The following is a 25,314-nucleotide window of genomic DNA, read 5'->3' on the forward strand; positions in this document are numbered from 1 at the left end:
GTGCGACTACCTTTCTGCCCGCGGTGCCGGGCTGCGGAGTTGGAACAGGGCCGCCGGACGTTCCCGCCGGCGGCCCCGCAACTGGCTGCTGTTAACTGGCGGGCCAGCTGGACTCAATCGTGTCGACGGTGGTCTGCGTGTCCTGCCCACCGATCCACGCGACGATCCCCTTCCAGAAGGAGTCCGACCCGACCGCGCCCGGCATCAGGTCGCTGGCGTCGAAGCGGAACGTGGTGTTCTCATCCTGCAGGATCTCGATCGCCGAGGCGAGCAGCGCGCTCGACGCGTTCGCCGGGTCGACACCGTTGTTCGCACTCAGGGTTCCACCGATCTTCACGCGGATGTTCGCCCATTCGGCGCTGGAGAGGAAGTCCTGCACCGCCTGAACCTCCGGAGCGTCGCGGAACGCACCGACGATCTCACCGGCGCCGGTCACGGCGTTCGCGTCGGCCTCGGTGCCCGGGAGGATGAAGCCCCAGACGTCTCCGTCTTCTGCAACGGTCGTGCCCTCAGGCCAGAGACCCTCGTAGAACGTCGCCTGGTGGTGCATGGCACAGGTGCCATCGGTCACCGGCCAGCCGGCCTCCTGGAAGATCACGTCGTTGATCGAGCGCACATCTCCGAGTCCGCCGTTGACGTACTCCGGGTTCTTCAAGATGTCGCCGACGGCATCCCATGCCTCAACAATCTGAGGGTCATTGAACGGAATCTCGTGCTTGACCCACTGGTCGTAGACCTCTGGGCCGCTCTGGCGCAGCACGTAATCCTCAATCCAGTCGGTGCCGGGCCATCCTGTGGCTTCACCGGAGCTGAATCCAGCGCACCATGGCATCATCACGCCGCTCGCTGCGATGTCCGCCGTGAGCGTGTCGAGCTCGTCGAGGGTCGTCGGAACTTCCCATCCGTTCTCTTCCCACACGCTCGGGGAGTACCAGACGAAGCCCTTGACGCTGGCCATCAGCGGTGCGCCGAGCAGCTCACCGTCGACGGTACCGAAGGCCTGCCAGTCCTCAGACCAGTACTCCTGGGCGTTGGACACCGTCTGCTCCGACGGTGGAATGAATGAGTCGGCGAAGGTTGCAAAGAGGCCGGGCTGCGGGAACATCGCCAGGTCGGGGGCGTTGTTGCCGTCGACGAGCACGCGCATCTGCGCCTCGAACTCCTGGGTGCCGGTGTAGGTCACCTCAATGCCGGTGCAGGAGGTGAAGTCGTTGAACGTCTCTTGCAGGCGCTCCGCCTCCACGTCGACGGGCGTGCCGAGGAAGCTGACCTCTGCCCCATCCTCGAATGTGCCGTAGGCCTCGTAGTCGCCGCAATCGGCGGCTTCGCCGCTGCTTTCCGGGGCTGCGTCGCCGGTACATGCGGTGAGCGCGAGGGCAATGGTTGCTGCCGCGGCGAGCGGAATCGCCAATCGGCGGCGCCGTGTAAATCTCATCTCTGACTCCTCGTTGAGTGTGTGACGCGGAACGTGTGATGGTGTCGCGGACGGCCAGTGACGAACCGTCTGCACTCGCCACGCTAGACATCGCCCGAGTGTTTCACAAGGGTTGAAAAGTCACGATCTGGTAGTCAGAGAGCGCGATCATCCGCGCATTCAGTGGGCTTCTGCTGATGAGCGGATGCCGCTCATGCAGCCATGCGGCCGCTCCCGCACGGCTCCAACTCGGCTCCTGCACGGCTGCTACGACGCGTCGCCGACGCCGATCGCCTCCGCTTCGAGCAGGGTCTCCGCCGTGGCCGACCCGTGCTCGCCGTCGGCCGCGCGCAGCTGCTTCCGCCCAAGGACGACGATCGCGAGCGAGACCAGCACGGCGACGGCTCCGGCCACGAATGGGGCGGAGGGCGAGACCGCCTCGGCGAGCAGTGTGGCCACCGGCGGAGCGACGGCTCCGCCGAGGAAGCGCACACCCGAGTAGGCACTGGAGGCGACGGATCGGGGCAGGTCGGTCGCCTCCATCACACATTCCGTGAGCACCGTATTGAGCACGCCGAGCAGCAGTCCACCCACGATCACCCCGGCGATCACGGCGGGAAGCGAGTCGATGAAGAGCGCCAGTGCCAGCATGTCGAGCGCGAGCAACGGCATGACCAGCCAGAGCACGCGGGTGCGCGGCATCCGTCTGGTGAGGAGCGGCGCGACCCACACCGAGGTCACGGCAACGGCGACGCCCCAGCCGAAGAAGACCAGGCCGAGGCCGATCGCGTCGCCCACGCCGAGCGGCACGAGGGCGAAGGGTGTGTAGGCGAGCAGCACGAAGAAGCCGAAGTTGTAGAAGACGGCAGCCGCGGCGAGGAGGCCGAGGGCGGGGCGGGCCAGCGCGCGGAACGGGGCGGAGAGCCGCGTCGGGGTCGGCTTCGCCCCGTCGGAGCTCGGGCGCAACAGGGTCAGGATCGCGATGAAGCCGACCGCCATGAGCGCGGCGGTGCCGAAGAACGGGCCCCGCCAGCTGAGGCTGCCGAGCAGCCCACCGAGCAGCGGACCGATCGCGAGGCCGAGCCCGAGGGCGGCCTCGTACAGGATGATCGCGGATGACGTGCCGCCGCTGGCCGCGCCGACGATCGTGGCAAGGGCCGTCGAGATGAAGAGCGCGTTGCCGAGGCCCCAGCCGGCGCGGAAACCGATGACTGACTCGATGTCCCCGGCGAGGCCGGCCGCCAGCGCGAACACGACGATCAGCGCAAGCCCGGCGAGCAGGGTGCGCTTGGCGCCGATGCGGCTGGAGATCCAGCTCGTGAAGAACATCGCGATGCCGGTGATCACCAGATAACTGGTGAACAGCATGACCGTCTCGGTCGGCGTCGCGTGGAGCTCGCCGGCGATGGCCGGCAGGATCGGATCGACGAGACCAATGCCCATGAATGCGACGACGCAGGCGAAGGCGACCGCCCACACCGCCTTGGGCTGGCGCAGGATGCTGCCGGTTTCGGTTGTGGTGCTCATCGCTGTGTTCCTTCGTCCGTCATATTTGCGTCCTTCGTCCCGGTGCCGTCCAGCCGGTCTTGCACGAGTGCGACCGCCCGGGCGATCGTGGCGATCTCCTCGGCGCTCAGCCCGGCGAAGTTCGGCAGGATCGCCGTGACGAGCTCTGTGCGCCAGGCCTCCATGGCGGCCGTGCCGCTGGCCGTCGCGGCCAGCAGGGTCGCCCTGGCATCCGCGGGGTCGGCAATGCGCTGCACCCAGCCGCGCTCGACGAGGCTGTGCACGAGCTTGGTCATGGTCGGCTGGGCGACCCGGCTCTGCGCGGCGAGTTCGCCGAGGCGCATCGATCCGCCCGCGCGCAGCGCGCTGAGCGTGCGCCAGATCGCGGGCGACTCCGCGCCCTCGGTGAGCTGGGCGGCCATGCGGGTGAGCTTGTTGCTGGCGGCGACAAGCTCTCCGAGCACAGTGGCCAGCTCGGGCGTGGTGGCCAGTTCGGCTGCGCCGGGGGCCTGGGCGGGATTTTGTGGCATGTTCCGATTATACATAGCTGGGCTATGTAAGTTGTGCGCGCCCGGTTCCGCCGTGCTAGCGTCTCGGTGATCGTGAACCGTTGTCAGGAGGTGACACCCATGTACGCAGTATCCGCATTGGGCGCTCCCTGCAACCACCGATCGCGCGACTGAGTCAGTCGCCACCGGGAGCGCCAGTCAGGCACATTCGCGAAAGGCGACTCCCATGAACACAACACTTTCCTCACCCCTGCAGCCCACGGCTACGGCCCACGCCGGCGAGCGGGCGCTCGTCCTCGGCGGCGGCGGATCAACCGGCAACGCGTGGCTGATCGGCGTCATCGCCGGCCTCTTCGATGCCGGGCTCGACGTGACCACAGCAGACGTGACCATCGGCACCTCCGCCGGGTCGACGGCCGCGGCCCAGTTCGCCGGCGCAACTCCACCCGAGCTCTACGCCGCCATCCTTGCCGCTGCCCAGCCGCCGAGCAGAGCGGCCGCGCCCGAGCGGGAGCGGGAGCGGGAGCGCAATTCGAGCAAGCCGGTAACCGAGCATCTGGACAGGATGCGCAGCCTCATCGACTCCTCCGCGGGCGCGGCCGACATGCGCCGCCGAATGGGCGCGGCGGCCCTCGAACGGGATGCGGTGGCCGGCGACTCCTGGAACACGCAGTGGCGGGCGACCGTCGCCTCGAGACTGCCCAGCCAGCACTGGCCGGAGCGAACGGTGCTCATCACGGCGGTCGATGCCGAGAACGGCGAGCCGGTCGTGTTCGACCGCGACAGCGGAGTCGAGTTGACGGATGCCGTCGCCGCCAGCTGCTCCAGCGGTTTCGCCTACGGCATCGGCGGGCACCGGTACATCGACGGCGGCTACCGGTCCAATGCCGAGAACGCCGATCTGGCGGCCGGCTATCGACGGGTGCTGGTGCTGGCACCGTTCGGTGGCCGATCGCTCACCCCCATGGGCTGGGGCACGCACCTCTCGACTCAGATCGCGGAACTCCGCGCTCACGGCAGCGCGGTTGAGACGGTCTTCCCCGGCAGCGATGCCGAGCACCTGTTCGGCGCCAACGCGATGGATCTGGCGCTGCGCCCGCCCGCCGCCAGATCCGGCTACGAACTGGGCAGGGCACGGGCCGGGCACCTCGCCGAGTTCTGGCGCTGACCTTCAGAGCTCGGTCCCTCAGGGCTCTGTGACTCCCCGTTAACGGGCGAATGCCCCGACTGGCGTGTCGGGGCATTCATAGAAGGTGGGCTACCGGATCCAGGTGATGCCGTGCATCGCTGGGCTCCGGTACATATCCGGCGGGTGTGCGGCGGGCGAGTGCCCATCGCTGCGGAGATAAGCGTCGGCCAACAGCTGGCCGAGCGCGTGTGCGAATCGTCGCATTGTTTCTTCATTTCTGTGTGCGCGTCCACCCCATTGTGGGAGCACGAATCACGCCGGCTCGCGGAGCGAGCAGGCGCGACAGCACGGACGCGGGGGTTGCCGCTCTGCCGAGTGGCAGAACGGATGCCGCAGGCATCCGTCGGCTGAACCCTCTCGCGTCGCGTCACAGTGAGAATCTGAATCAGAAACTCGGTGAAGAAATGCAAAAGGGCGTCGCCCCGTTTCGGGGGCGACGCCCTCGGAACACGGAATACCTGGGTAATAGAGGTCAGAGACCTCGTACTCGGGGAAACCGCGTCCGAAATTGCAGAGCGTTACTCGATGGAGTTCGAAAACTCCACGAAGCGGCGCGTCACGCAGCAGTTTGTGCCCAGCAAGCTGGGCGCAAATTACTTGAGGGTGACGGTTGCGCCGGCCTCTTCGAGAGCAGCCTTTGCCTTCTCGGCGGCTTCCTTGGTTGCGCCTTCGAGGACAGCCTTGGGGGCTCCATCGACGACAGCCTTGGCCTCGCCAAGACCCAGCGAGGTGAGCTCGCGGACGGTCTTGATGACCTGGATCTTCTTGTCGCCAGCAGCCTCGAGGATGACGTCGAAGGAGTCCTTCTCCTCAACCTCTTCAGCAGCAGCGCCAGCGCCACCAGCAGCAGCGACGGGAGCGGCCGCGGTGACCTCGAACTTCTCTTCGAACGCCTTCACGAACTCGCTGAGCTCGACAAGCGTCAGGTCGGAAAACTGCTCGAGCAACTCTTCAGTGGTGAGCTTCGCCATGATGTATCTCCTAAATTTCTTGGTGTTGTGGAACGAGAACGTCGGGCGCTTACGCGGCCGCGGTCTCCAGCTTTTCGCGAAGCGCGTCGATGGTGGCGGCAGCCTTGCCCATCGTCGCCTTCATCATTCCCGCTGCCTTCGCAAGCAGAACCTCGCGGCTCTCGAGGGAGGCGTACTTGTTGACCTCGTCGGCGTTGAGGGCTTTACCCTCGAAGACGCCGCCCTTGATCACAAGATTCGGGTTTGCCTTGGCGAAGTCACGAACGGCCTTAGCGGCGGCGACGAAGTCGCCGTGCACGAAGGCGACGGCGGACGGGCCGACGAGGTCGGCATCCAGCGTCGTGATCCCCGCGTTGTTCGCGGCGATCTTGGTCAGCGTGTTCTTCACCACGGCGTAGTTCGCGTCCTGACGGATGTTGCCGCGCAGCTGCTTGAGCTGGGCAACCGTCAGGCCGCGGTATTCGGTCAGCAGAACGGCGGTCGAGGTCTCGAACAGGTTCGTGAGCTCGGCAACCGTGGCTTCCTTGTTCGCCATGGCCTACTCCTATATGTCTACGTCACGCATCGCGGAGGCGATGCGCACCAAGACCGCCCGGCTGTTCCAGCTCGTGGCAACAAAAAAGCTCCGGCGCAAGCGCACGGAGCTGGAGACAATCTTTCGATTGAAAACTTCTTCACACACCTGCGCGGGCCCCTCGTTTTCACAAGGCTTCGGTCACCGTGTATTTCTACTCAGCAACAACCAGCGGTCTTTGGCTTCGTACAGGCTAACGGATGCCACGGGGCGGCGCAAATCGGCCGCCATCCGCCGCGGCACCACACGCCGCACCCTCCCCCTGGCAGCCCTCGTTCAGCACCGAAGTTGTGATTTACTCAGATACGAGTTCCCGGCAGCGCACCAGCCGGAAGCCCTGAGTGAAAGTGTGACCATGGCGACGACCAACCCTCAGGACATGCCCCGGGCTGCCACGGACCAGACCGCCGACACCCCAGCACCGGAGACCCCCCGTCGCGGGCGCCCCGTCGACATCGCCCTCGGCCAGCGAATTCTCGATCACACGCTGCAGCAGCTCGCCGCCGCCGGATACAGCAATCTCGAGATCGAATCCATCGCCGCCGCGGCATCCTGCTCGAAGACGACCATTTATCGCCGCTGGGGCTCGAAAGGCAAGCTCGTCGCCGCAGCGATCGCCTCCGAGTACCCGGGCTCGGCGATCGTCGACAACGGCAACCTGCTCGACGACATCCTCCAGCACGTCACCGAGGGCCCGTCGCTGCTCACCTTCGGACGGCTGCCGGCAGTGGCCTGGACGGCCATGCTCGACCCGGAGGTGTCCGCCGCGCTGCGCGAGGCCGTCCTGAACGAGCGCGACGGCGTCGCCGACGGGTTCATCGCCAAGGCCATCGAGCGCGGCGAGCTGCCGGCCGACGCCGATGGCCGCACCATCGTGCACACCGCGCTCGGCCTCGGCCTCTACCGTCGCTACGTGTCCGACAACGAGCCGCTGCCGGCCGCCACGCTGCGCCAGGTGCTCACCGCGCTGATCGCCTCACCGCCGAGGGTGGCACAGCCCGGAAAGTAGTTGACAATGGTCAACTAGAGTCATATAGTTGACCATAGTCAATTAGATTCTGGAGCCAGATGTCACAGAGCACCGCCGGCGCAACGAAGAACGCGCCGAAGAAAACCGCACACCAGCGACCACCGAAGAACGACGAGCTCACTGAGAGCGGCATGACGCACCGTCAGGTGTTGCAGGCCCTCAGTGGCCTCCTCCTCGGCATGTTCGTCTCGATGCTCGCCTCGACCGTCGTCAGCACCTCCCTGCCGCTGATCATCGGCGACCTCAAGGGTGACCAGTCCGCATTCACATGGGTCATCACCGCCACCCTCCTGGCCACCACCGTCAGCACCCCGCTCTGGGGAAAGCTCGCCGACCTGTTCAACCGCAAGCTGCTGCTGCAGCTCGCCCTAGTGATCTTCGTGCTCTCCTCGGCCATCGCCGGCTTCTCGCAGGACGCCTCGATGCTCATCACGATGCGCGTCTTCCAGGGCCTCGGCGCCGGTGGACTTGCCGCACTCAGCCAGATCGTCATGGCCGACATCATCAGCCCGCGTGAGCGCGGCAAGTATGCCGGACTCTTCGGCGCCGTGATGGCGATCGGCACCATCGGCGGCCCGCTGCTCGGCGGCGTGATCACCGACACGCTCGGCTGGCGCTGGAACTTCTTCGTCGCCCTGCCGATCGCGATCGTTGCGATCATCCTGCTGCAGCGCACGCTGCACCTGCCGAAGTTGCCCAAGCGCAAGGTCTCCATCGACTACCTCGGCATCGTCCTGATCTCGAGCGGTGTCTCGCTGTTGCTCATCTGGGTGAGCATGGGCGGAAGCCAGTTCGAGTGGGCATCCAGCACCAGCTTCGTCATGGTCGGCGGCGCGGTTCTGCTGCTCGTTCTGGCCGTCGTCGCCGAGCTCAAGGCGAAGGAGCCGATCATCCCGATGGGCCTCTTCAAGAGCCGCACCTTCACGCTCTCGGTCGTCGCCAGCATCTCGGTCGGCGTTGCCATGTTCGGCACCTCGGTGTTCCTCAGCCAGTACATGCAGCTCGCCCGTGGCGCCACTCCCACCGAGTCCGGCCTGCTCACCATCCCGATGATGGGCGGTCTGCTGATCTCCTCGACGATCGTCGGAGCCCTGATCAGCCGGCACGGCAAGTGGAAGGCCTTCATGGTCAGCGGCAGCGTGCTGATGATCATCGGCACCACGCTGCTCAGCTTCTTGCACTACGACACCAACTTCTGGTTCGTCGGAGCCTCGATGTTCCTCCTGGGTGCCGGTGTCGGCATGGTGATGCAGAACCTCGTGCTCGTCGTGCAGAACGAGACCGCGGTCAAGAACATGGGCGTCGCCACCAGCGCCGTCACCTTCTTCCGCAGCCTCGGCGGCACGATCGGCGTCTCGGTGATGGGCTCTATCCTCGGCAGTGTCGTGGCCAGCAACATCAAGGAGGGCGTGCTCACCCTCGCCCCCGAGCAGCAGGCGATCGCCATGGAGACCCTCGGCGCCGGAACGATCCCGAAGATCAGCACCCTGCCCGACTTCCTCAAGGTGATCGTCGAGAGCGCATACGGCAGCGGCGTCGGCAACGTGTTCCTGGTTGCCGTGCCTCTCGCGGTCATCACGCTCATCGCCGTGGCGTTCCTGCCGAACGCGAAGCTCGGGACACTGACAGCGATCCAGCGGGCCAAGACCGAGGGGCCGTCGGATGACGCTCCGGGAACGCTCCAGCGCGAGCTCGAGGACGCCGAGGACGCACTGATCGACGCAAGCTCCGCCACCGCGGGCCTTGCCGCTGTCGGACTGGCCCATCCCACCGACAACGAGGCCGAGCTCGTCGACGCCGCCTCGGCCGGTGCCGGTTCGGGCCAGAGCGACTCCGCCAAGTAGGACCGGCCACATAAGATGCTGAGCATGAGCCCCGACCAGACGCCATCGACCGACGAATCCATCGCCGAGGTGGAAGCGCAGCTCGGCGTGCTCTTCGGCCGCGTGCGGACGCTCTGGAAGGAGGGTGCGCATCGCGTGCACCCCGATCTCCAGCCCGTCGGCTACAAGCTGTTGGCGACGTTGGTGCGGTCGGGCTCATGCAGCGCCGGTGCCCTCGCCGAGCTCCTCGCGACCGACAAGAGCGTCATCAGCCGTCAGGTGAGGCTGATGGAGGAGCTCGGCCTCGTCGTGAGCGCGCCGGATCCGAGCGACGGGCGGGCGCGCATCCTCACGGCGACGCCGGAGGCCGTGGTGAAGATCGACGCCATCCGCGACACGAACCAAGCCGAGCTGCGCGCCCGGCTGAGCGACTGGTCGGATGACGACCTCACCCGTTTCGCCACACTGCTGGCTCGCCTGGCCCAGTAAGCCGCCGCCGCGCTGGCCCGCCGCGCTGGTTGAGCCTGTCGAAACCAAACCCTCGCTGGTTGAGCCTGTCGAAACCAACCCTCGCTGGTTGAGCTTGTCGAAACCAACCCTCGATGGTTGAGCTTGTCGAAACCAACCCTCGCTGGTTGAGCTTGTCGAAACCAACCCTCGCTGGTTGAGCTTGTCGAAACCTCGTAGATACCGCCCCCTTCCACTCAGGAAGGGGGCGGTTTTCTTGGAGCTGGGCGCTCAGTGCGCCGCGATCAGCTCTCGTTGCGACCGAACACGGCTGCGCCGACGATGAGCGCGATGGCAGCCAAGCCGCCGATCAGCAGCACGTCGCTGGAGATGTTGACACTCACCACGGGTTCGGATGCCGCGGCCGGCGCCTCGGCGACGGGGTCTGCGATCGCGCCGGTGTCGCCGGTGCCGGAGCCGGCGTCGTCTCGCGACCAGCCGGCCGCCGAGGCGATGTCGGGTGGGAGCGCTGCGGGATCCGGGTCCGCGGGCGGGGCGGGAACCAGTGGCGGGGTCTCCGGCCGCACCGCGGCGAGTACGACGTCGCTCGGCGCACTCAGGCAGTGCGACGGCTGCTCTCCGGCGCGCGTCACGATCGCGCGCGCCCGCACGACGAGGCCGAGGTCGGCGGCGGGCACCAGGTACTCCGCGCCCTGCGGAGTCGGCGGCTCGGCGTCTGGCGTCGGGGCGGTCGTGGGCGTCGGCGTGGGGAGAGGTGTCGGGGTCGGACGCTGCGTCGGGGCCACGCTCGGGGCCGGGTTCGGGCCCGCGGTCGCCGTCGGGACCGGACTCGGGACGGGAGCCGGCGTGGGCGTAGCAGTCGGGACCGCGGTCGGCGTCGGCGTCGGCACGGGCGTTGCCGTTGCGGTCGGCACCGGGCTCGGGGTCGGGCGAACGAGCGGCGCCGGCTCGCTGAACCACTCAAACACCACCGAGTCGATCGCAGAAGACTCGAACTCCGCAGGCTCGATCTCCGCGGGCTCGATCGCTGTGGCGGCGCCCTCCGAGGCCGGCGGCTCGTCGCCCGATACATCGGGCAGGGCCGCTGTCACCGCGCCATCCGCCGTCGCCGTGAGCGTGGCCGTCAGGGTTGAGCCCACGCGCGCTTCGCCGCGCACCGAGACCTCGACGCCGGGGCATCCGCCGGCTGGCTCGTCGTGGCTTGCGGCGGTGTCGGATGCCGCAGCCGCAGTCAACGGCAGAGCGAGCGCGGCGGCCGATGCGGCGCAGAATGCGGCCGCGGCGAGCGCCCGGAGCACCCGGCTTCGGCGCGTCTGCTGCACGACAATCCCCCCGCTGGCGTGGGACGGCGCGATGGCCGACCAGCCGCGTTCGCAGCAGTACGTTCCCGCGTCAAGGCTAGTGGACAGGTGACGGCCAGTTGCCGCGCGACACCCTCCCCCGCTCCAGGCACACCCGCGCCCCGGCCCCGGCATCGACTACTCAAAGAACGCGCCAAAACCCGGACCGTTGGCGCATTCTTTGAGTAGTCGATGGGGCTGCGCGGACCCCCGCTGGTCGAGTAGGCCCCCTAGGGCCGTATCGAGACCGAGGTCCGTGCGAATACCGGAGCCCGTGAGGCCTCGATACGCTCCTTCGTCGCTATTCGCCCATCAAACCGGGTGGCGGTTTCTGAGTCTGCCGAGGTTCTGGCTGCCGTCTTTCGCGACGCTGCGCGTCGCGCTCAGCCGATCGGGATCGTCACCGTGAAGACCGTGTCGCCGGGCTCACTCCGCACCGTGACGGTTCCGCCGTGCGCCTCGACCACGGCGCGCACGGTCGCGAGACCGAGCCCCGTGCTCGGCACGGCTGCACCACCGTCGCCGCCGTCGGCGCGGAAGCGCGAGCTGTCGCCGCGCACGAAGCGCTCGAACAGCGTGCCCTGCACGAGCGGATCGACGCCTGGGCCGTCGTCGCGCACGGTGAGCACGGCATCCGTGCCCGCCCTGTGCAGGCCCATCTCGACGTTCGTTCCGGGCGGCGTGTGCACGCGGGCGTTGGCGAGCAGGTTGACGACGACCATCTGCAGGCGGCTCGCATCGCCGTGCACCACGATCGGCTCCTCTTCGAGTGCGGCGCTCCACTCGTGATCCGGCCCGGTGACCTGGGCGTCGCCGAGAGCATCTACGGCGAGCGCCGTCAGGTCGACGGGCAGGGATTCCAGTGCGCGCCCCTCGTCGAGGCGCGCCAGCAGCAGCAGGTCTTCGACGAGCGCGCTCATCCGCTTCGACTCGGCCTCGATCCGTGCGAGGGCGTGTGCGGCATCCGGGGGCAGTGCCTCCCCGCTCCGACGCGTCAGCTCGGCGTAGCCGCGGATCGCGGCGAGCGGGGTGCGCAGCTCGTGGCTGGCGTCGGCGACGAAGTGCCGCACCTTGCGCTCGCTCGCCTCGCGGGCGGTGAGGGCGGATGCGACGTGCCCCAGCATCCGGTTGAATGCGGCGCCGAGCTGCCCCACCTCTGTGCGCTCGTCGGTGTCGGCATCCGGCACGCGTTCGGCTAGTGCGACCTCGCCGCGATCCAGCGGCAGCTCGGAGACCCGCCTGGCCAGGTGCGTGACCCGCTCGAGCGGCGCCAGCGAGGCGTCGATGAGACGGGTGCCGGCGATCACGGCGATCGCGATGCCGAAGAGCGCCACGATCGCGATGATCAGCCCGAGCTGCGCCGAGGTGCCCTCGACGCTCGAGAGCGGAAGCGCCACGATGAAGCTGAGCCCAGGGCCCTGCTCGCTGACGATGGCGCGATAGTTGCCGAGTCCCGGCATGTCGACGCTGTACGGGTTGCCGTCGGTGGGAACGGTCAGCAGCGCCTCGCGCTGTTCCGCCGTCACGCCCAGCACGCCGCCGGCCTCCGAGATGCGCCCGGCCGACTCGATCGTGTCGCCGAGGATGACGGCCCCGATGGTTCCGACCGGTTGGCCGGGCACCTGCAAGGCGAGGCCGGCCTCGCCGCTCCCGTCGGGCGGAGTGCTGCCCGGTGGCAGGCCGGAGCCGATGCCGATGCGGCCGCGGTCGGCCGCGGAGTGCAGCTGCACATCGAGGCGTTCGACGAGCGAACCGTGCAGGGCGGCGACGCTCACGAGCCCGATGATGGTCGTGACGAGCACGAACAGGGCGATGATGCCGAGGAGCAGCCGGCGCCGCAGCGTGAGCGGGGCACGCAGCGCCCCGCTCACGGAGCCGGCGTCGGGCGGGGAGTCGGCGTCGGGCGGGGAGTCGGCGTCGGACGCGGCGCCCGATGCCGTCACGGGTTCCTGCGTCATCCGGCGGCCTTGATCATGTAGCCGGCACCGCGCACGGTGTGGATCATCGGCTCGCGGCCGGCGTCGATCTTCTTGCGCAGATAGGAGATGTAGATCTCGACGACGCTGGCCTTGCCCTCGTACTCGTAGCTCCACACCCGGTCGAGGATCTGGGCCTTGCTCAGCACCCGGCGCGGGTTGCGCATGAGGAAGCGCAGCAGTTCGAATTCGGTGGCGGTCAGCTCGATCGGCTCGCCGGCGCGGCTCACCTCGTAGCTGTCCTCGTTGAGCACGAGGTCGCCGACGCGGATCACCGGGTCATTGGCCTGGCCGATGGCCAGCGAGGAGCGGCGGATGAGCGCGCGCAGCCGGGCGATCACCTCTTCGAGGCTGAACGGCTTGGTCACGTAGTCGTCGCCGCCGGCGGTGAGGCCGGCGATGCGGTCATCGAGGGAGTCCTTGGCGGTGAGGAAGAGCACGGGCACCTCGCTGCCGTCTGCGCGCACGCGCTTGAGTACTTCGAGCCCGTCGATGTCGGGCAGCATGATGTCGAGCACGATCGCATCGGGGCGGAACTCGCGCGCGGCGACGACGGCGCCGTGCCCGTCACCGGCGGTGCGCACCTCCCAGCCCTCGTAGCGCAACGACATCTTGAGCAGATCGGTGAGCGAACGCTCATCGTCGACGACGAGCACACGCACGGGGTTTCCGTCGATGCGCACGAGCGGCGCGGTGGCTGCGCTGGTGGCGGGGGCGTCGAAGTTTGAGCTGTTCACCGTTCGAGTATGCGATGTCTGGCTATGAGCCGTCTATGAATCAGATCGATGGATGCCGCACGCCCCGTCATAGTGCTCTCCCAGCCTGGTCATAGCCCGGCGATAGTCGCCGCTCCTAGCGTCGAGCCAGCCCACCGAGCGACAGCGTCGATGGCAGACATCCCGACTCAAGGAGCCTCCATGTTCTTCACCCTTCTCCGGCGCGAACTCGCCGGCCGACGCAAGCAGACGGTGATCATCGCCGTCGGGATGGGCCTCGCGATCGCGCTGGTGATCGTCGTCAACGCGTTCTCGGCCGGCGTGAAAGACGCCCAGGCCTCCGTTCTCTCCTCGGCCTACGGGGTCGGCACCGACATCACCGTGACCCAGACGCCCACCGCACCCGACTCAGCGGAAGGCGGCGGCGGGGCCGGCCGCTTCGACTTCGGGGCGGATGCCGGGGCGACGAGCGACGGCACGACGGCGATCAGCACCTCGCGGCTGGAGGCCTCCCGCGGCACGAGTACCTTCGACGCGGCCGCCCTCGACACGGTGGCCGGCGTTGACAACGTCGCGGCGGCATCCGGCACCCTCGCCCTGAACAACACGACCTTCAGCGGCGAACTCCCCGACATGACGCAGATGCGGCAGGGGGCACCCGGCGACGGTGAAGCCCCGCCGCAGGGCGGACCGGACGGCGCTGGCGGCAGCTCATTCGACGTCGACGCTTTCAGTGTGCTCGGCCTCGACCCGGCCGAAGCGGCCGTCGGACCGCTCTCCTCCGTGAGCCTGAGCGATGGCCGCAGCCTCACCGCCGCCGGCTCCGAGGCCGCAGTCGCCGTGGTGGACTCCGCGTACGCCACGACGGCCGAACTCGCCGTCGGCGACAGCATCACCGTGGCCGACAGCGAGCTCAAGGTGGTTGGCATCGTCACGTCCAACGCCGCTGATGCCGCGAGCGCCGCCGACGTCTACATCCCGCTCGCACTCGCGCAGCAGCTCTCCGGCCTCGACGGCCAGCTCAGCACCGTCTACGTGCAAGCCGCCTCCTCGACCGACATCGACCAGGTGCAGACCGACGTCGAGGAGGCCCTGCCCGACACCACGGTGAGCACGCAGGCCGATCTCGCCTCGAGCGTCTCCGGCTCGCTCGCCACCGCGTCTGGCCTCGTGACCAGCCTCGGCCTCTGGCTCTCGGTCGCCGTGCTGCTGGCCGCGTTCCTCATCGCCATCCTCTTCACCATCTCCGGCGTCACCCGTCGCACCCGCGAGTTCGGCACGCTCAAGGCGATCGGCTGGTCCAACCGCCGCATCGTCGGGCAGGTCACCGGCGAGTCGCTCGTGCAAGGCCTCATCGGCGGAGCGGTCGGCGTGACGGTCGGCCTCCTCGGCGTGCTCGTGGTCAACCTCGTCGCTCCGACCCTCAGCGGCGCCGTCGACGGAAGCGGCGCCGGCGGCATGCAGGCCGGCCCGGGTGGCATGACCGGCGGGGCGGATGCCGCGGCGGCAGGGCCCGGCGCCATGCCCGGTGGCTTCGGGCAGGCGGCATCCGCGGCGGCCTCGAGCGACATCACGTTGCAGGCGCCCGTCACTCTCAGCGTCGTGCTGATCGCGGTCGGCCTCTCCGTGCTCGGCGGGTTGCTCGCCGGTGCGTTCGGCGGCTGGCGTGCCGCCCGGCTGCGCCCGGCCGAGGCGCTCCGCAGCATCGGTTAGCCACCACCCCACTCCCCCGCTGGTTGAGCCACCTCCCGCTGGTTGAGCCTGTCGAAACCGCACCAGCACCGGTTGCAGTTCCCGAGATTGCCTGATCTGGACTGCCGCCTTTCGGGACGCTGCGCGCCCCGCTGGTTGAGCCCACCCTCCGCTGGTTGAGCCTGTCGAAACCACCACCACACACCCGCAAAGGACCACCCATGTACACCCTCGAGAACGTCTCCAAGAGCTACAAGCAGGGCAAGCGCACGGTAACCGCACTGTCCGGTGTCACCCTCTCCATCCCCGAGGGCGCGCTCGTCGCCATCCAGGGCCCGACCGGCGGCGGCAAGTCGACGCTGCTGCAGATGCTCGGCGCGCTGGATCGGCCCAGTGCGGGCAGCGTGCGCCTCGGCGACAAGGAACTCTCCTCGCTCGGCGACCATCGGCTCGCCCAGATCCGGGCGCAGGAGATCGGCTTCATCTTTCAGAGCTTCAATCTCATTCCGACGCTGACCGCGGCCGAGAACGTCGAGACGGCCTTGGCCCCGCTCGGCCTGGCGGCGGAGGATCGGCGCAGCCGCGCGGCTGCGGCCCTGGCATCCGTCGGTCTCGCGGACCGTGCCGACCACCGCCCCACAGAACTCTCCGGCGGCCAGCAGCAACGTGTGGCGATCGCCCGGGCGCTCGTGAAGGAACCAACGGTGTTGCTCGCCGACGAGCCGACGGGCAATCTCGACGAACAGACCCGTGACGAGATCATGGATCTGCTCGAGGGCCTCTGGCGTGACCGCGGACTCACGCTCGTGCTTGTGACCCACGACTCGGCCGTGGCCGCCCGGGCCGAGCGCCGCCTGCACATCAAGCACGGCACCGTGCGCGAGCTCTAACCGTGGCCGCCTAGCCGACGCCGCAGACACTACTTCTTTTCGCAGGCGATGCCGTCTTTGTCTCGGTCGGATGCGGTGTTCGCGGTGTACACCTCTGTGCTCACCGTGAAGGTCGTCACGGGCTTGGCCGTGCCGGAGACGCTGTCCTTGGCTCCGGCACGGCCGACGCCGTGCGGGAAGACCAGGTTGAGCGCGGTGCAGTTCGTGTACTTCTTGGCCGCGAGCACGGCCGCGCTCGCCGGGCTCGTCTTCGCAACGGTCGTGTAGCCGCTCTTGGAGCCCGTCACGACAACGGTGATGCGCTTGCCGACATCCAATGAGGTCAGCTTGTAGGCGGCGCCCGAGACGCCCGCGATGGTCACACCGTTGCGCTTCCAGGCGTACTTCAGGGTCACCGGCGCCGGCGACCAGGTGCCGGCCCTCGCCGTGAGCGTTCCGCCGATCACCGCTGTGCCCGCAATGGCCGGAACCGGGGCGGCCGTCAACGTGCGAACGAGCGGAGCGACGGCGACCGTCTGCGCGCTCGCCTTCGTCAGCTTCGTGTAGCCGCTCCGCGTTCCGGTGACCGTCACTGAGATGCGCTTGCCGGCATCGGCGGTCACGAGGGTGTACTTGGATGCCGTCGCACCCGTGATGGCGACTCCTGCGCGCAGCCACTGGTACTTGAGCGTGATGGGCGCCGGCTTCCAGGTGCCCGCCGTCGCCGTCAGCGCCGACCCCACCTTCGCCGTGCCTGTGATGGTCGGCGTCACGCCGGTGACCGCCGGGAGTGCTTTCACGGCGGTGTCCGCAGCGTTGGCGGGGCCGACTGCTCCGAACACGGCGATGGCAGACAACACGATTGCGGCCAGCAGGCTACGCGTTCGCAGAGATGTGGTGCGCGCGCCAAGTGCCGTCATTGAGTTCTCCCCCGTTGTGGTGCATGAATCATCACGACGCACCGGGCATTCGGAAGCCACGGTATCCGCACCAATCGCGTCGTCGAGCTCCGACGCTAGCGAAAGCGAGAGGCGAGTGCCACGGCGCCACGCGCCCCACTCCGAGGGGGTCCAGCGCGTCGGCGGCCGCGATCTTTCAGCTCACGCATTGCGCAAAAGTGCTGCGGCCAGGCGGGGCACAGGATTATCGGAGCTACGGTGCACTAGCGTTTTACGAGTGACTGACTTCAATGGCGCGCCCTCCGCGCAACCGCGCTCCCGCGCAGAGCGTCGAGAGATGTCGCGTATCGCCGAGCAGGACGCGTCTATGCGCCACGCGCAGGGCAAGCGCAAGACCGGCCGCAAGGCGACGTTTTGGATCATCGGAGGCGTGGCCGTCGTCGCCATCGCCGCCACCGCATGGGTCGGCTACCGCGCGCTCAATGCCAAGGCTTCTCTTGAGGCCGCGCAGTCCCTCGTCGGCACGGTCAAGGATCAGGCCGGCGCCATGGACTTCGCGGGCATCGCCCAGACTTCGGAGCTGCTGAGCGAGCACACCGGAACCGCCGTCGAGCAGACCCACGATCCGGTGTGGCGGATCGCCGAGTTCGTGCCGGTTCTCGGCCGCAACCTCACCGCCGTGCGCGAGATGTCCGAGGTGGTCGACTCCATCGCCACCGAGACCGTGGCTCCGCTCGCCGCCGTCGCCGGCGGCCTCTCCCCCGAATCGTTGAAGCCGGTCGACGGCCGCGTCAACATCGACCCCATCGTGCAGCTGAGCGCGGCGATGGGCCCGGCCGCCGATGCGTTCCACGCCGCCACCGCCAAGGGCACCGCGATCAACGTCGACGGCACGATCTCGCAGGTATCGGATGCCAGCGGACTACTCTCCGGGATGCTCACCGACGCCGACACGCTCGTGAGCGATGGCGCTCAGATCCTCGCCCTCGCCCCCGATCTACTGGGTGCGAACGGACCGCGCACCTACCTCCTCGAGTTCCAGAACCTGGCCGAGGGCACGGCCCTCGGCGGCTCGGCCGCCGCGCTCACCGAGCTCAAGGTCGACAACGGCGCGATCTCGATCAGCCGCCAGGCTGCCACTGGCGACTTCCCCACCCCGGCTCCGCCGATCATTGAGCCGGACCCCAAACTTGCCGAGCTCTACGACATCGGCATGTACTCCTACCTCAACCTCTCGACGAGCCGCCCCGATTACCCGACGGCCGCCCAGCTCGCGCGCGCCTACTGGCAGACCTACATCGGTGGCGACGTCGATGCCATCATCTCGGTCGACCCGCGTGCCCTTGAGTACCTCATCAATGCGACTGGCCCGATCCCGATGAGCACCGGCGATCAGCTCACCAGCGAGAACACGGTCGACCTCCTGCTGCACGACGTCTACGTGCGCTGGGCCGAGGACAACATTGAGCTCACGGACGCCTTCTTCGCCGAGGCGGCACGCAACGTCTTCGATACGCTCATGTCGCCGACCACCGATGTCAAGAAGCTCATCGCCGGCGTCACGCGAGGCATCAGCGAGCACCGCATCATGGCGTGGAGTGCACACCCCGAGCAGCAGGTCGCCCTTGCCGAGAGCCCAATGGGCGGGATCCTCCCCACGGACAACGCCGAGACGACGATGGCCGGTGTCTTCTTCCGCGACCGTTCGACGTCAAAGATGGACTACTACCTCCAGACGGCGATCAACTACAAGACCGATGTCTGCACCACCGAGACGCCCACCTTTGACCTGTCGGCGACGATGACCTCGACCGCAACAGCTGAGGAGCTGGCGGGCCTTTCTGAGTACATCACCGGCGGAGTCTTCGGGGCTGAGCTGTTCCGCACCGAGGCGTTCATCTACGGCCCTCCCGGAACCACCCTCTCTGGGGTGTCGATCGATTCGCAGGGCTACGGCACGACCCACGACCTCAACACCGATGACCTCGGCCGCCCGGTCGTGAAATTCACGGCCATGTTGCGCCCCGGTGAGAGCAGCCAGGTCTCGGCTTCCTTCACGGGCGCGGCGGGCGATTATGGCAAGCCGGATCTCTGGATTCCCGCCATGCTCAACAAACCGAATGTGACGATCGACGCACCCGGCTGTGACTAGCGTCCGCGATTCAGATTGACGAATCCTGCTTGCAGGCCGCCCCTGATACCGATGCTTGCTCAGAATTGTGGGATCATAGCCGGATAGAGTTCGGCCGATTAATGGTTGTCGAATCGGCTGGTTCGGAAGGCACGGGGGATCAATGGGCTTGGACAGCATGCGCGCGACGGGGGCAATCAAGCGCAAGTCTTGGCAGCGCGCGTACGCGATTCGGCTGTTCGTGAGCGATGTTCTCGTCGTGCTCACCGCGGTCTTCGGAGCCCAACTCTTGTGGTTTGGCGATGCGTCCGTTGACCTCGCATCGCAGAATTCGATGGGCGTGCGACTCGGCTATTCCGCTGTGTCACTGTTTCTCGTCATCGCGTGGATGGTGGTGCTCGACGTCTTCGCCACTCGCGATCACAAGATGATCGGCAGCGGGACGCTGGAGTACAAGCGCGTCGCCGACGCCACGATCTGGCTGTTCGGCCTTTTCGCGATCATTGCGTTTCTCTTCCGAATCGAGCTCGCCCGGGGCTACTTCTTGACAGCGCTACCCATCGGTCTCCTCCTCCTCTTGGCTTCGCGATGGATGTGGCGGCAGTGGCTGCGCAAGCGTCAGAAGTCCGGCGGGTACGTGTCCCGTGCACTGCTCTTGGGCGAACGGCTCAAGTCCGCACACGTCGCCAAGACAATCCAGCGCACACCTGGAACGGGTCTGATGCTTGTCGGTGCCCTCACCCAGGCAGGTACCACGGCCAAGGGGCCCATCGAGAGCGTGCCCGTGATCGGGGACTACGCCGATCTCTTGGCCTCTGCCGATTCCTCGCAAGTCGACACGGTGATCCTCACCGGTGCCGACGAGATCGGGCCCGACGACATGCGCCGCATTGGCTGGGAGCTCGAGGCGCGCAACATCGAGCTCATCGTTGCGCCAGCGCTCACCGACATCGCCGGCCCGCGAATCCATGCACGACCCGTCGCCGGCCTTCCACTGATTCATGTCAGCTACCCGACACTCGAAGGCGCAAAGCGCGTGTACAAGCGCACCTTCGACATCATCGGATCCGGCCTCCTGATCCTCCTCGGCTCACCCGTGCTCATCGCGGTTGCGATCGCAGTGAAGCGATCCGGCCCGGGTGACATCCTCTACCGCCAGGTGCGCATCGGTCGTCGGGGCAACGCGTTCGGGATGCTGAAGTTCCGTTCAATGGTTCAAGACGCCGACGACCAGCTCGAGAGCCTCCTCGACGCTCAGGGCACCTCAGACAAACCACTCTTCAAGGTCACGAACGACCCGCGCATCACACCCGTGGGCAAGTTCCTTCGTAAGTACTCGCTCGATGAAGTCCCGCAGCTGTTCAACGTATTCCTCGGCGAGATGAGCCTCGTCGGCCCTCGCCCGCAGCGTGCAGCGGAAGTTGCACTCTACGACGACGCTGCACATCGACGATTGATCATGAAGCCCGGCATGAGCGGGCTCTGGCAGGTGAGCGGTCGTTCAAACCTCAGCTGGGAAGACAGCATCCGCCTCGACCTCTACTACGTCGAAAACTGGTCCCTGACCACAGACATCATGATCCTCCTTCGAACCGTGCGGGCCGTCGTCACCCCTGAGGGTGCGCACTAGCGTCGCGTGTCAATGCTTCGCTTGCGGTTGATCATGTCGATTGAATGCGAGCCCGGCATCCGCCGAGTAGGGCTTGCACTTCTGATCGGCACTCAGGGGTTGGTTTAGGCGTCGAGGCCCTCACCCGGCTCGGGAATCGCGAGCATTACAAGACCGATATCAGGAGCAGGCAATGGATAAGAACTCGAGCCCGATCGACTTCGTGATTACGTGGGCCGACACGACCGACCCCAACTGGCTTCGCAAGCGCTCGGACGCCCTAAACGGCACTTTAGGCGATGATCCTCACGCCGCTACTGCCGACGCTTTTGTGCTGAAGAATCAACCGTGGGGCACGCTGCGCTATCTCCTTCGCGGGATCGAACTCTATTGCCCGTGGGTTCGCTACGTACATTTGGTGACACCAGGCCAGTCGCCTGAATGGCTCAACCTCGAACACCCCAAGCTGAGACTGGTCAACCAGGACGACATTGTCGATCGTGAGTACCTTCCAACATTCAACTCCAATGCCATCGAGATGAGCCTTCATCGGATTCCGGAGCTTGCGGAGAACTTTGTCTACTTCAACGATGACATGATGATCTTCGCTCCGACCGAAGCCTCACACTTTTTCCCCAACGGCTCCCCTGCGGGTTTTGCGGTGATGAATGCGCTCTCAGGCGGCGACCCTTTGTCGCACTACTTGCTCAACAACGTCGGCGTGCTCAACCGTCACTTCGATAAGAAGACCACCATCCGCCGGGCGTGGAAGCAATGGTTTTCCCCGAAGTACGGCGCCAAGAACATTCGGAATCTGCTTCTCCTCCCCTGGCCAGCATTCACCGGATTCTTCGAGCCGCACCTCCCCATGGCACTGCGCAAGAAGACGTTCGATGAGCTCTGGGAGAAGGAGAGCGAACTTCTTCGTCAGACCTCAGCCTCGAAGTTTCGTGCGCTCGACAATCTGAGCCCTTTTATCTTTCGATACTGGCAGCTGTGTTCAGGCGACTTCACTCCGGTGTCGCCCTCGCAGTACGGCCGCTTCTATGAGTTCGGACGAGACGACATCGGTGAGATTACAGCCGCAATTCTGAGCGGCCGACACCGACTCATCTGCGTGAACGATGGAGAGGGCCAAGACTTCGCCTCTCACACGGTGCCCTTTCGCAATGCACTTGAACAGGCGCTACCCACGCAGAGCCAATTCGAGGTGCGCTAGCATCTGGGCTACTGCGTAGAATGCGTGAACTCAGGAACCGAAAACCCAACGGGTAGAATCTTAGACTTTAGATCATTAGCTGTATTGGAAATACATACACCGTGTCCCACGAAGAGTTGTCAGTCTCCGTTGTCATCCCGACACACAATAGGACAGACCTCCTTGAACGGGCTGTCCGGTCCGTTCTCTCGCAGTCGATGACTGCCTCTGAGCTCGTCGTCGTTGACGACGTTGGCGCTGAGTCCGTGAGAGCTCTCGTCGAGGGCCTTGCCCGAGACGCGCCGTTCGCTGTGCGGTACATCGATGCCAGTGGCGCACCGGTAAAGGCCGCGGGCACCTCGCGAAATATTGGGGCACTGGCCACCTCCGGCGAGATCTTGGCCTTTCTCGATGACGATGATTTCTGGCACGAGTCCTACCTTCAACGATCAACTCAGGTGATGACCTCGGGCAGCTTTGATCTCGTGATCACATGCGGCTACTTCCAAACTGACGACCGGCTCGAGCTCGCCAAGACACCCAGCGTTGAGGATCTGAGTGGCACGGACGCGGGGATGACGGGGAGCAACATGATTGTGCGTCGAACCGCGTTCGAGGCGGTCGACGGCTTCGATCCAAATATGTGGGTTCTGAACGACCGAGACCTGTTCATGCGTTTGCAGCAGTCGGGGATTGCGATCGGAATTTGCGAGGACCGACTGGTGACTCAGGACGGGCGGGGCGCAGGACATCTCTCGTCGCGGGGCGAGCGCCGCGCTATTGGGCTCGAGCGATTCCTGACCAAGCACTCGGCGCGTTTGGGCCGACCCGAAAAGCGCCACATGAAGCGAAGCATTCATCGCGCACGGACCGGCCCCGAGCATTCCATCGGGGTGCGCGTACTCCACATCATCGCACTCTGCTTCTATACCAAGCCGTCCGGCTACGCGACGACAATCAAGCGACGGGTTCTGCTGCGCAGAGCCTCCTACTGAGGCTGCCGCGTTCCGCGCCTCATCCTGGAGCTATGCGGCAAGCCGATCAGGCGAACGTCGCGTCATGCGCGGGTACGTCGCTGCTCGTTTCGGGCGATTCAGCGAGCGAGACGCTCGGCGCGGTCAGAACCACCGTTTCGGCCGGAAGGTGGGCTTCGGTGAGCACATCGTGTCGTGGGACTGCGCCGTAGAGAAGCAGCTTCGAGCGCTCGAGATTATCTTCAATCAAGATTCGGTTCATCTTGAGCAGCTCCGCAATGACGCCGAGCGCGTACGACAACAATGCGCCGATGAGCAACGCCACGCCAAGCAGCAACGATTGCAAATGCTGGCCCGCGCTGCCGTCCGCCAGCATGAGCAATACCAAGTAGCGCACGAATGGGATGAGTGCACCGATAAGCATGACCGTTCCAATGCCAGCAAAAAGCACAAACGGCTTGAACATCAAGTAGCTGCGAGTGATTGCCTGTGCCGACCTGAGAACGTGCTGACCGGTCGACTTAAAGAGACGTGATTCACGCGTCTTCGCGTTGGTCTCGATCGGAACGCTGACGATCTTGAGACGCTTGTGCCCAGCCTGAATGATCGTTTCCATGCAATAGCTGAACTGTGTCAGAACGTTCAAGCGCATGAGTGATGAACGCGAGTAGGCCCGAAAGCCACTAGCCGCATCCGGCAAGTTCGTGCTCGCCGCAAAATTGACCACGCTGCTGCCGACACGCTGAAGAAGTTTCTTGAACGGAGAGAAGTGCGCGATCGTGCTCGTCTGGCGGTCGCCAATGACGATTTCGGCTTCACCACGCAAAATCGGGAGCACCAGATCAGCGATCCGACTCTGCGGATACTGATTGTCGCCGTCCGTGTTGACCACGATGTCAGCACCGTGGGTGAGCGCGTAGTGCACACCGTCGGCGAATGATCGCGCCAAGCCCATGTTGCGCACATGCGTCACAAAATGCGTCACACCGTGGGCGCGAGCGACCTCAATCGTTCGATCAGACGACCCATCGTCGATGATAAGAATCTCGATTTCATCGACGCCGGGAATGTGCTCCGGAATTGATTCAAGGACTGCCGCGATCGTTCCTTCCTCGTTCAAACAAGGAATCTGGACGAACACCTTCATACTGCCCCCATGATCACGTATCAACCAGCTCGGCCGATGCCATGGCCCTATGAAGGATATACTGGAAAAGGAATGAAGCGTGATCTGCTGTTCACCTCCACGCCATCTCACGGCCACTCGCCGTGCATCGACGTATACGACACCGTCGGCTTTCGCCGCCGGTTGCCGAGTGTGATCAAGAGGTAAAGCAGAATGATGACGAGTTACAACCTGTACGGGCATCTTCTGGTGCGACTCGATACCGACCACAAGGGCTACCGCAAGTATTTCGACAACGAGTACGCACGCATTTCTCGCTCTGAGGCCGCCGGCGAAGATGCCTCGCGAATCACCGTGGCGATCGTTTCCGAGTTGCCGGCGGCTGAGCCCGGTGACATCCGCCGTGTCGTCCGGTTCAAGAAGCTCTTCACATTCCAATATGTCGTGCGTGGACTCGAATCCCGCGATGTCACCATCTACTTCAAGAGGCACTGGGTCGACCGTGTCTACATGAATGCGATCGGCGTATACCTTCAGGCGCAGGTCCTCGAGCCGTTGATGTACTTCAAGCTTCTACAGGAGAACATCCTCTTCATGCACGCTGGCGGGGTGACCAAAGATGACATGGGCATCCTTCTTCCTGCATATGGAGGAACAGGCAAGACGACCCTCAGCATGGCGTTGCTGAACCAGGGCCACAAATTGTTGGGAGACGACCTGCTCCTGGTCGACGTGGCAAGCGGGATTGTGCACCCGTACCCGCGCCCCCTGCACATTTTCACCTACAACGTTCGTAATCTGCGCGGCGCGAAGATCCCATTCAAGTACACCTTTGCGGTCTATTTCAAGAATGTGCTGCGCTACCCGCTTGAGCGAATACTCCGCACCGAGTTCCTCATCTCCACGCGCATCCATGCCGACGAGTTGTTCGAGGGCGACATCTTTGGCACGTCCTCCCCATATGGTGCGATTGCATTCCTTCGCAAGCAGGGCCCGGCAGCTGAAATCGTCGAAATCACTCAGAGCAACGTCGATGAGATCGCCGATGGAATTGCGGAGTCCGCGGACCTCAACGACAGCCTGAACGAGTTGCTGCAGGGCGAACCGGCCCTCTGGTCAGAAGCACAGCGACTTGAGCACGAGACGATCGTGGCATTGTTGAGGTCCCGAGGCGTCATCGCCTACGTGAACACGCGGGCAATGGATCTCGACAATCTTGAGAACTTCAGCGAAACCATCCTTCCCGTCGCTCAGGCGTAACGGGCATCGCTCTCTCATGCCGAAGGCTGAACGCGAACGA

General features: G+C 65.7%; 21 protein-coding genes. 11 read left to right on the forward strand and 10 right to left on the reverse strand.

Features of this window, described 5'->3' with window-relative positions; genetic code table 11:
• Positions 1 to 91: 91 nt before the first annotated feature.
• The 3 genes from ASC66_RS09325 to ASC66_RS09335 all read right to left on the reverse strand — a co-directional run bounded on the left by ASC66_RS09325 (position 92) and on the right by ASC66_RS09335 (position 3,450).
• Positions 92 to 1,435 (reverse strand): ABC transporter substrate-binding protein, encoded by a 1,344-nt coding sequence (locus ASC66_RS09325; protein ID WP_055838047.1) that lies wholly within the window; start codon positions 1,433 to 1,435, stop codon positions 92 to 94.
• Positions 1,436 to 1,681: 246 nt separating this feature from the next.
• Positions 1,682 to 2,941, reverse strand: coding sequence for an MFS transporter (locus tag ASC66_RS09330; protein WP_055838051.1), 1,260 nt, complete (start codon positions 2,939 to 2,941; stop codon positions 1,682 to 1,684).
• A complete protein-coding gene (locus ASC66_RS09335) occupies positions 2,938 to 3,450 on the reverse strand; it encodes a MarR family winged helix-turn-helix transcriptional regulator (protein WP_055838055.1) in 513 nt (170 codons plus the stop codon). The genes ASC66_RS09330 and ASC66_RS09335 overlap by 4 nt, the downstream gene beginning before the upstream one ends.
• Before the next feature lie 205 nt (positions 3,451 to 3,655).
• On the opposite strand from ASC66_RS09335, the gene ASC66_RS09340 reads away from it, so the two are divergent.
• The gene (locus ASC66_RS09340) at positions 3,656 to 4,597 is read left to right on the forward strand and encodes a patatin-like phospholipase family protein (RefSeq protein ID WP_055838057.1); all 942 of its coding nucleotides are present in this window, start codon (positions 3,656 to 3,658) and stop codon (positions 4,595 to 4,597) included.
• A 614-nt stretch (positions 4,598 to 5,211) separates the two neighbouring features.
• On the opposite strand, the gene rplL is transcribed toward ASC66_RS09340, so the two are convergent.
• Complete coding sequence (gene rplL / locus ASC66_RS09345; protein WP_055838060.1) at positions 5,212 to 5,589, reverse strand: 50S ribosomal protein L7/L12; 378 nt, start codon at positions 5,587 to 5,589, stop codon at positions 5,212 to 5,214.
• A 49-nt stretch (positions 5,590 to 5,638) separates the two neighbouring features.
• Positions 5,639 to 6,124: a 50S ribosomal protein L10 gene (gene rplJ, locus ASC66_RS09350; protein ID WP_055838064.1), complete on the reverse strand. Its 486-nt coding sequence runs from the start codon at positions 6,122 to 6,124 to the stop codon at positions 5,639 to 5,641.
• 418 nt (positions 6,125 to 6,542) lie between these two features.
• On the opposite strand from rplJ, the gene ASC66_RS18275 reads away from it, so the two are divergent.
• The 3 genes from ASC66_RS18275 to ASC66_RS09365 all read left to right on the forward strand — a co-directional run bounded on the left by ASC66_RS18275 (position 6,543) and on the right by ASC66_RS09365 (position 9,505).
• Positions 6,543 to 7,172: a TetR/AcrR family transcriptional regulator gene (locus ASC66_RS18275; RefSeq protein ID WP_162243496.1), complete on the forward strand. Its 630-nt coding sequence runs from the start codon at positions 6,543 to 6,545 to the stop codon at positions 7,170 to 7,172.
• A gap of 152 nt (positions 7,173 to 7,324) precedes the next feature.
• Positions 7,325 to 9,037 carry an MDR family MFS transporter gene (locus ASC66_RS09360; RefSeq protein ID WP_055838495.1) on the forward strand — a complete coding sequence of 571 codons (1,713 nt, stop codon included), beginning with the start codon at positions 7,325 to 7,327 and terminating at the stop codon, positions 9,035 to 9,037.
• A gap of 24 nt (positions 9,038 to 9,061) precedes the next feature.
• Positions 9,062 to 9,505, forward strand: coding sequence for a MarR family winged helix-turn-helix transcriptional regulator (locus tag ASC66_RS09365; protein ID WP_162243498.1), 444 nt, complete (start codon positions 9,062 to 9,064; stop codon positions 9,503 to 9,505).
• 263 nt (positions 9,506 to 9,768) lie between these two features.
• Here ASC66_RS09365 and ASC66_RS09370 read toward each other — a convergent pair whose 3' ends face one another.
• The 3 genes from ASC66_RS09370 to ASC66_RS09380 form a co-directional block, all read right to left on the reverse strand.
• Complete coding sequence (locus ASC66_RS09370; RefSeq protein ID WP_157509724.1) at positions 9,769 to 10,806, reverse strand: hypothetical protein; 1,038 nt, start codon at positions 10,804 to 10,806, stop codon at positions 9,769 to 9,771.
• Positions 10,807 to 11,207: 401 nt separating this feature from the next.
• Positions 11,208 to 12,782 (reverse strand): sensor histidine kinase, encoded by a 1,575-nt coding sequence (locus tag ASC66_RS09375; RefSeq protein ID WP_082492193.1) that lies wholly within the window; start codon positions 12,780 to 12,782, stop codon positions 11,208 to 11,210.
• Positions 12,779 to 13,537 carry a response regulator transcription factor gene (locus tag ASC66_RS09380; protein ID WP_055838078.1) on the reverse strand — a complete coding sequence of 253 codons (759 nt, stop codon included), beginning with the start codon at positions 13,535 to 13,537 and terminating at the stop codon, positions 12,779 to 12,781. The genes ASC66_RS09375 and ASC66_RS09380 overlap by 4 nt, the downstream gene beginning before the upstream one ends.
• A gap of 180 nt (positions 13,538 to 13,717) precedes the next feature.
• Between ASC66_RS09380 and ASC66_RS09385 the strand changes: the two genes are divergently transcribed.
• Both ASC66_RS09385 and ASC66_RS09390 read left to right on the forward strand, forming a co-directional pair.
• Positions 13,718 to 15,229: an ABC transporter permease gene (locus ASC66_RS09385; protein WP_055838081.1), complete on the forward strand. Its 1,512-nt coding sequence runs from the start codon at positions 13,718 to 13,720 to the stop codon at positions 15,227 to 15,229.
• A 200-nt stretch (positions 15,230 to 15,429) separates the two neighbouring features.
• A complete protein-coding gene (locus ASC66_RS09390; protein WP_055838084.1) occupies positions 15,430 to 16,098 on the forward strand; it encodes an ABC transporter ATP-binding protein in 669 nt (222 codons plus the stop codon).
• 29 nt (positions 16,099 to 16,127) lie between these two features.
• Here the strand turns inward: ASC66_RS09390 and ASC66_RS18120 are convergent, their stop codons facing one another.
• Positions 16,128 to 16,997, reverse strand: a complete 870-nt coding sequence (locus ASC66_RS18120) for an excalibur calcium-binding domain-containing protein (RefSeq protein ID WP_055838087.1) — start codon at positions 16,995 to 16,997, stop codon at positions 16,128 to 16,130.
• A 256-nt stretch (positions 16,998 to 17,253) separates the two neighbouring features.
• Here ASC66_RS18120 and ASC66_RS09400 point away from each other — a divergent pair, with 256 nt between their 5' ends.
• The 4 genes from ASC66_RS09400 to ASC66_RS09415 all read left to right on the forward strand — a co-directional run bounded on the left by ASC66_RS09400 (position 17,254) and on the right by ASC66_RS09415 (position 22,909).
• Positions 17,254 to 19,128 carry a DUF4012 domain-containing protein gene (locus ASC66_RS09400; RefSeq protein ID WP_162243499.1) on the forward strand — a complete coding sequence of 625 codons (1,875 nt, stop codon included), beginning with the start codon at positions 17,254 to 17,256 and terminating at the stop codon, positions 19,126 to 19,128.
• A gap of 142 nt (positions 19,129 to 19,270) precedes the next feature.
• A complete protein-coding gene (locus tag ASC66_RS09405) occupies positions 19,271 to 20,737 on the forward strand; it encodes a sugar transferase (protein ID WP_157509725.1) in 1,467 nt (488 codons plus the stop codon).
• A 172-nt stretch (positions 20,738 to 20,909) separates the two neighbouring features.
• Positions 20,910 to 21,935 (forward strand): stealth family protein, encoded by a 1,026-nt coding sequence (locus ASC66_RS09410; RefSeq protein WP_082492195.1) that lies wholly within the window; start codon positions 20,910 to 20,912, stop codon positions 21,933 to 21,935.
• A gap of 101 nt (positions 21,936 to 22,036) precedes the next feature.
• Positions 22,037 to 22,909 (forward strand): glycosyltransferase family 2 protein, encoded by an 873-nt coding sequence (locus ASC66_RS09415; protein ID WP_055838097.1) that lies wholly within the window; start codon positions 22,037 to 22,039, stop codon positions 22,907 to 22,909.
• A gap of 46 nt (positions 22,910 to 22,955) precedes the next feature.
• Here ASC66_RS09415 and ASC66_RS09420 read toward each other — a convergent pair whose 3' ends face one another.
• Positions 22,956 to 24,035: a glycosyltransferase family 2 protein gene (locus tag ASC66_RS09420; protein ID WP_082492197.1), complete on the reverse strand. Its 1,080-nt coding sequence runs from the start codon at positions 24,033 to 24,035 to the stop codon at positions 22,956 to 22,958.
• Between the two features lie 192 nt (positions 24,036 to 24,227).
• Here ASC66_RS09420 and ASC66_RS09425 point away from each other — a divergent pair, with 192 nt between their 5' ends.
• Positions 24,228 to 25,274 carry a hypothetical protein gene (locus ASC66_RS09425; protein ID WP_055838101.1) on the forward strand — a complete coding sequence of 349 codons (1,047 nt, stop codon included), beginning with the start codon at positions 24,228 to 24,230 and terminating at the stop codon, positions 25,272 to 25,274.
• The last annotated feature ends 40 nt before the right edge of the window (positions 25,275 to 25,314 follow it).

The sequence above is a fragment of the Leifsonia sp. Root4 genome (assembly GCF_001425085.1).
GTDB lineage: Bacteria > Actinomycetota > Actinomycetes > Actinomycetales > Microbacteriaceae > Microterricola.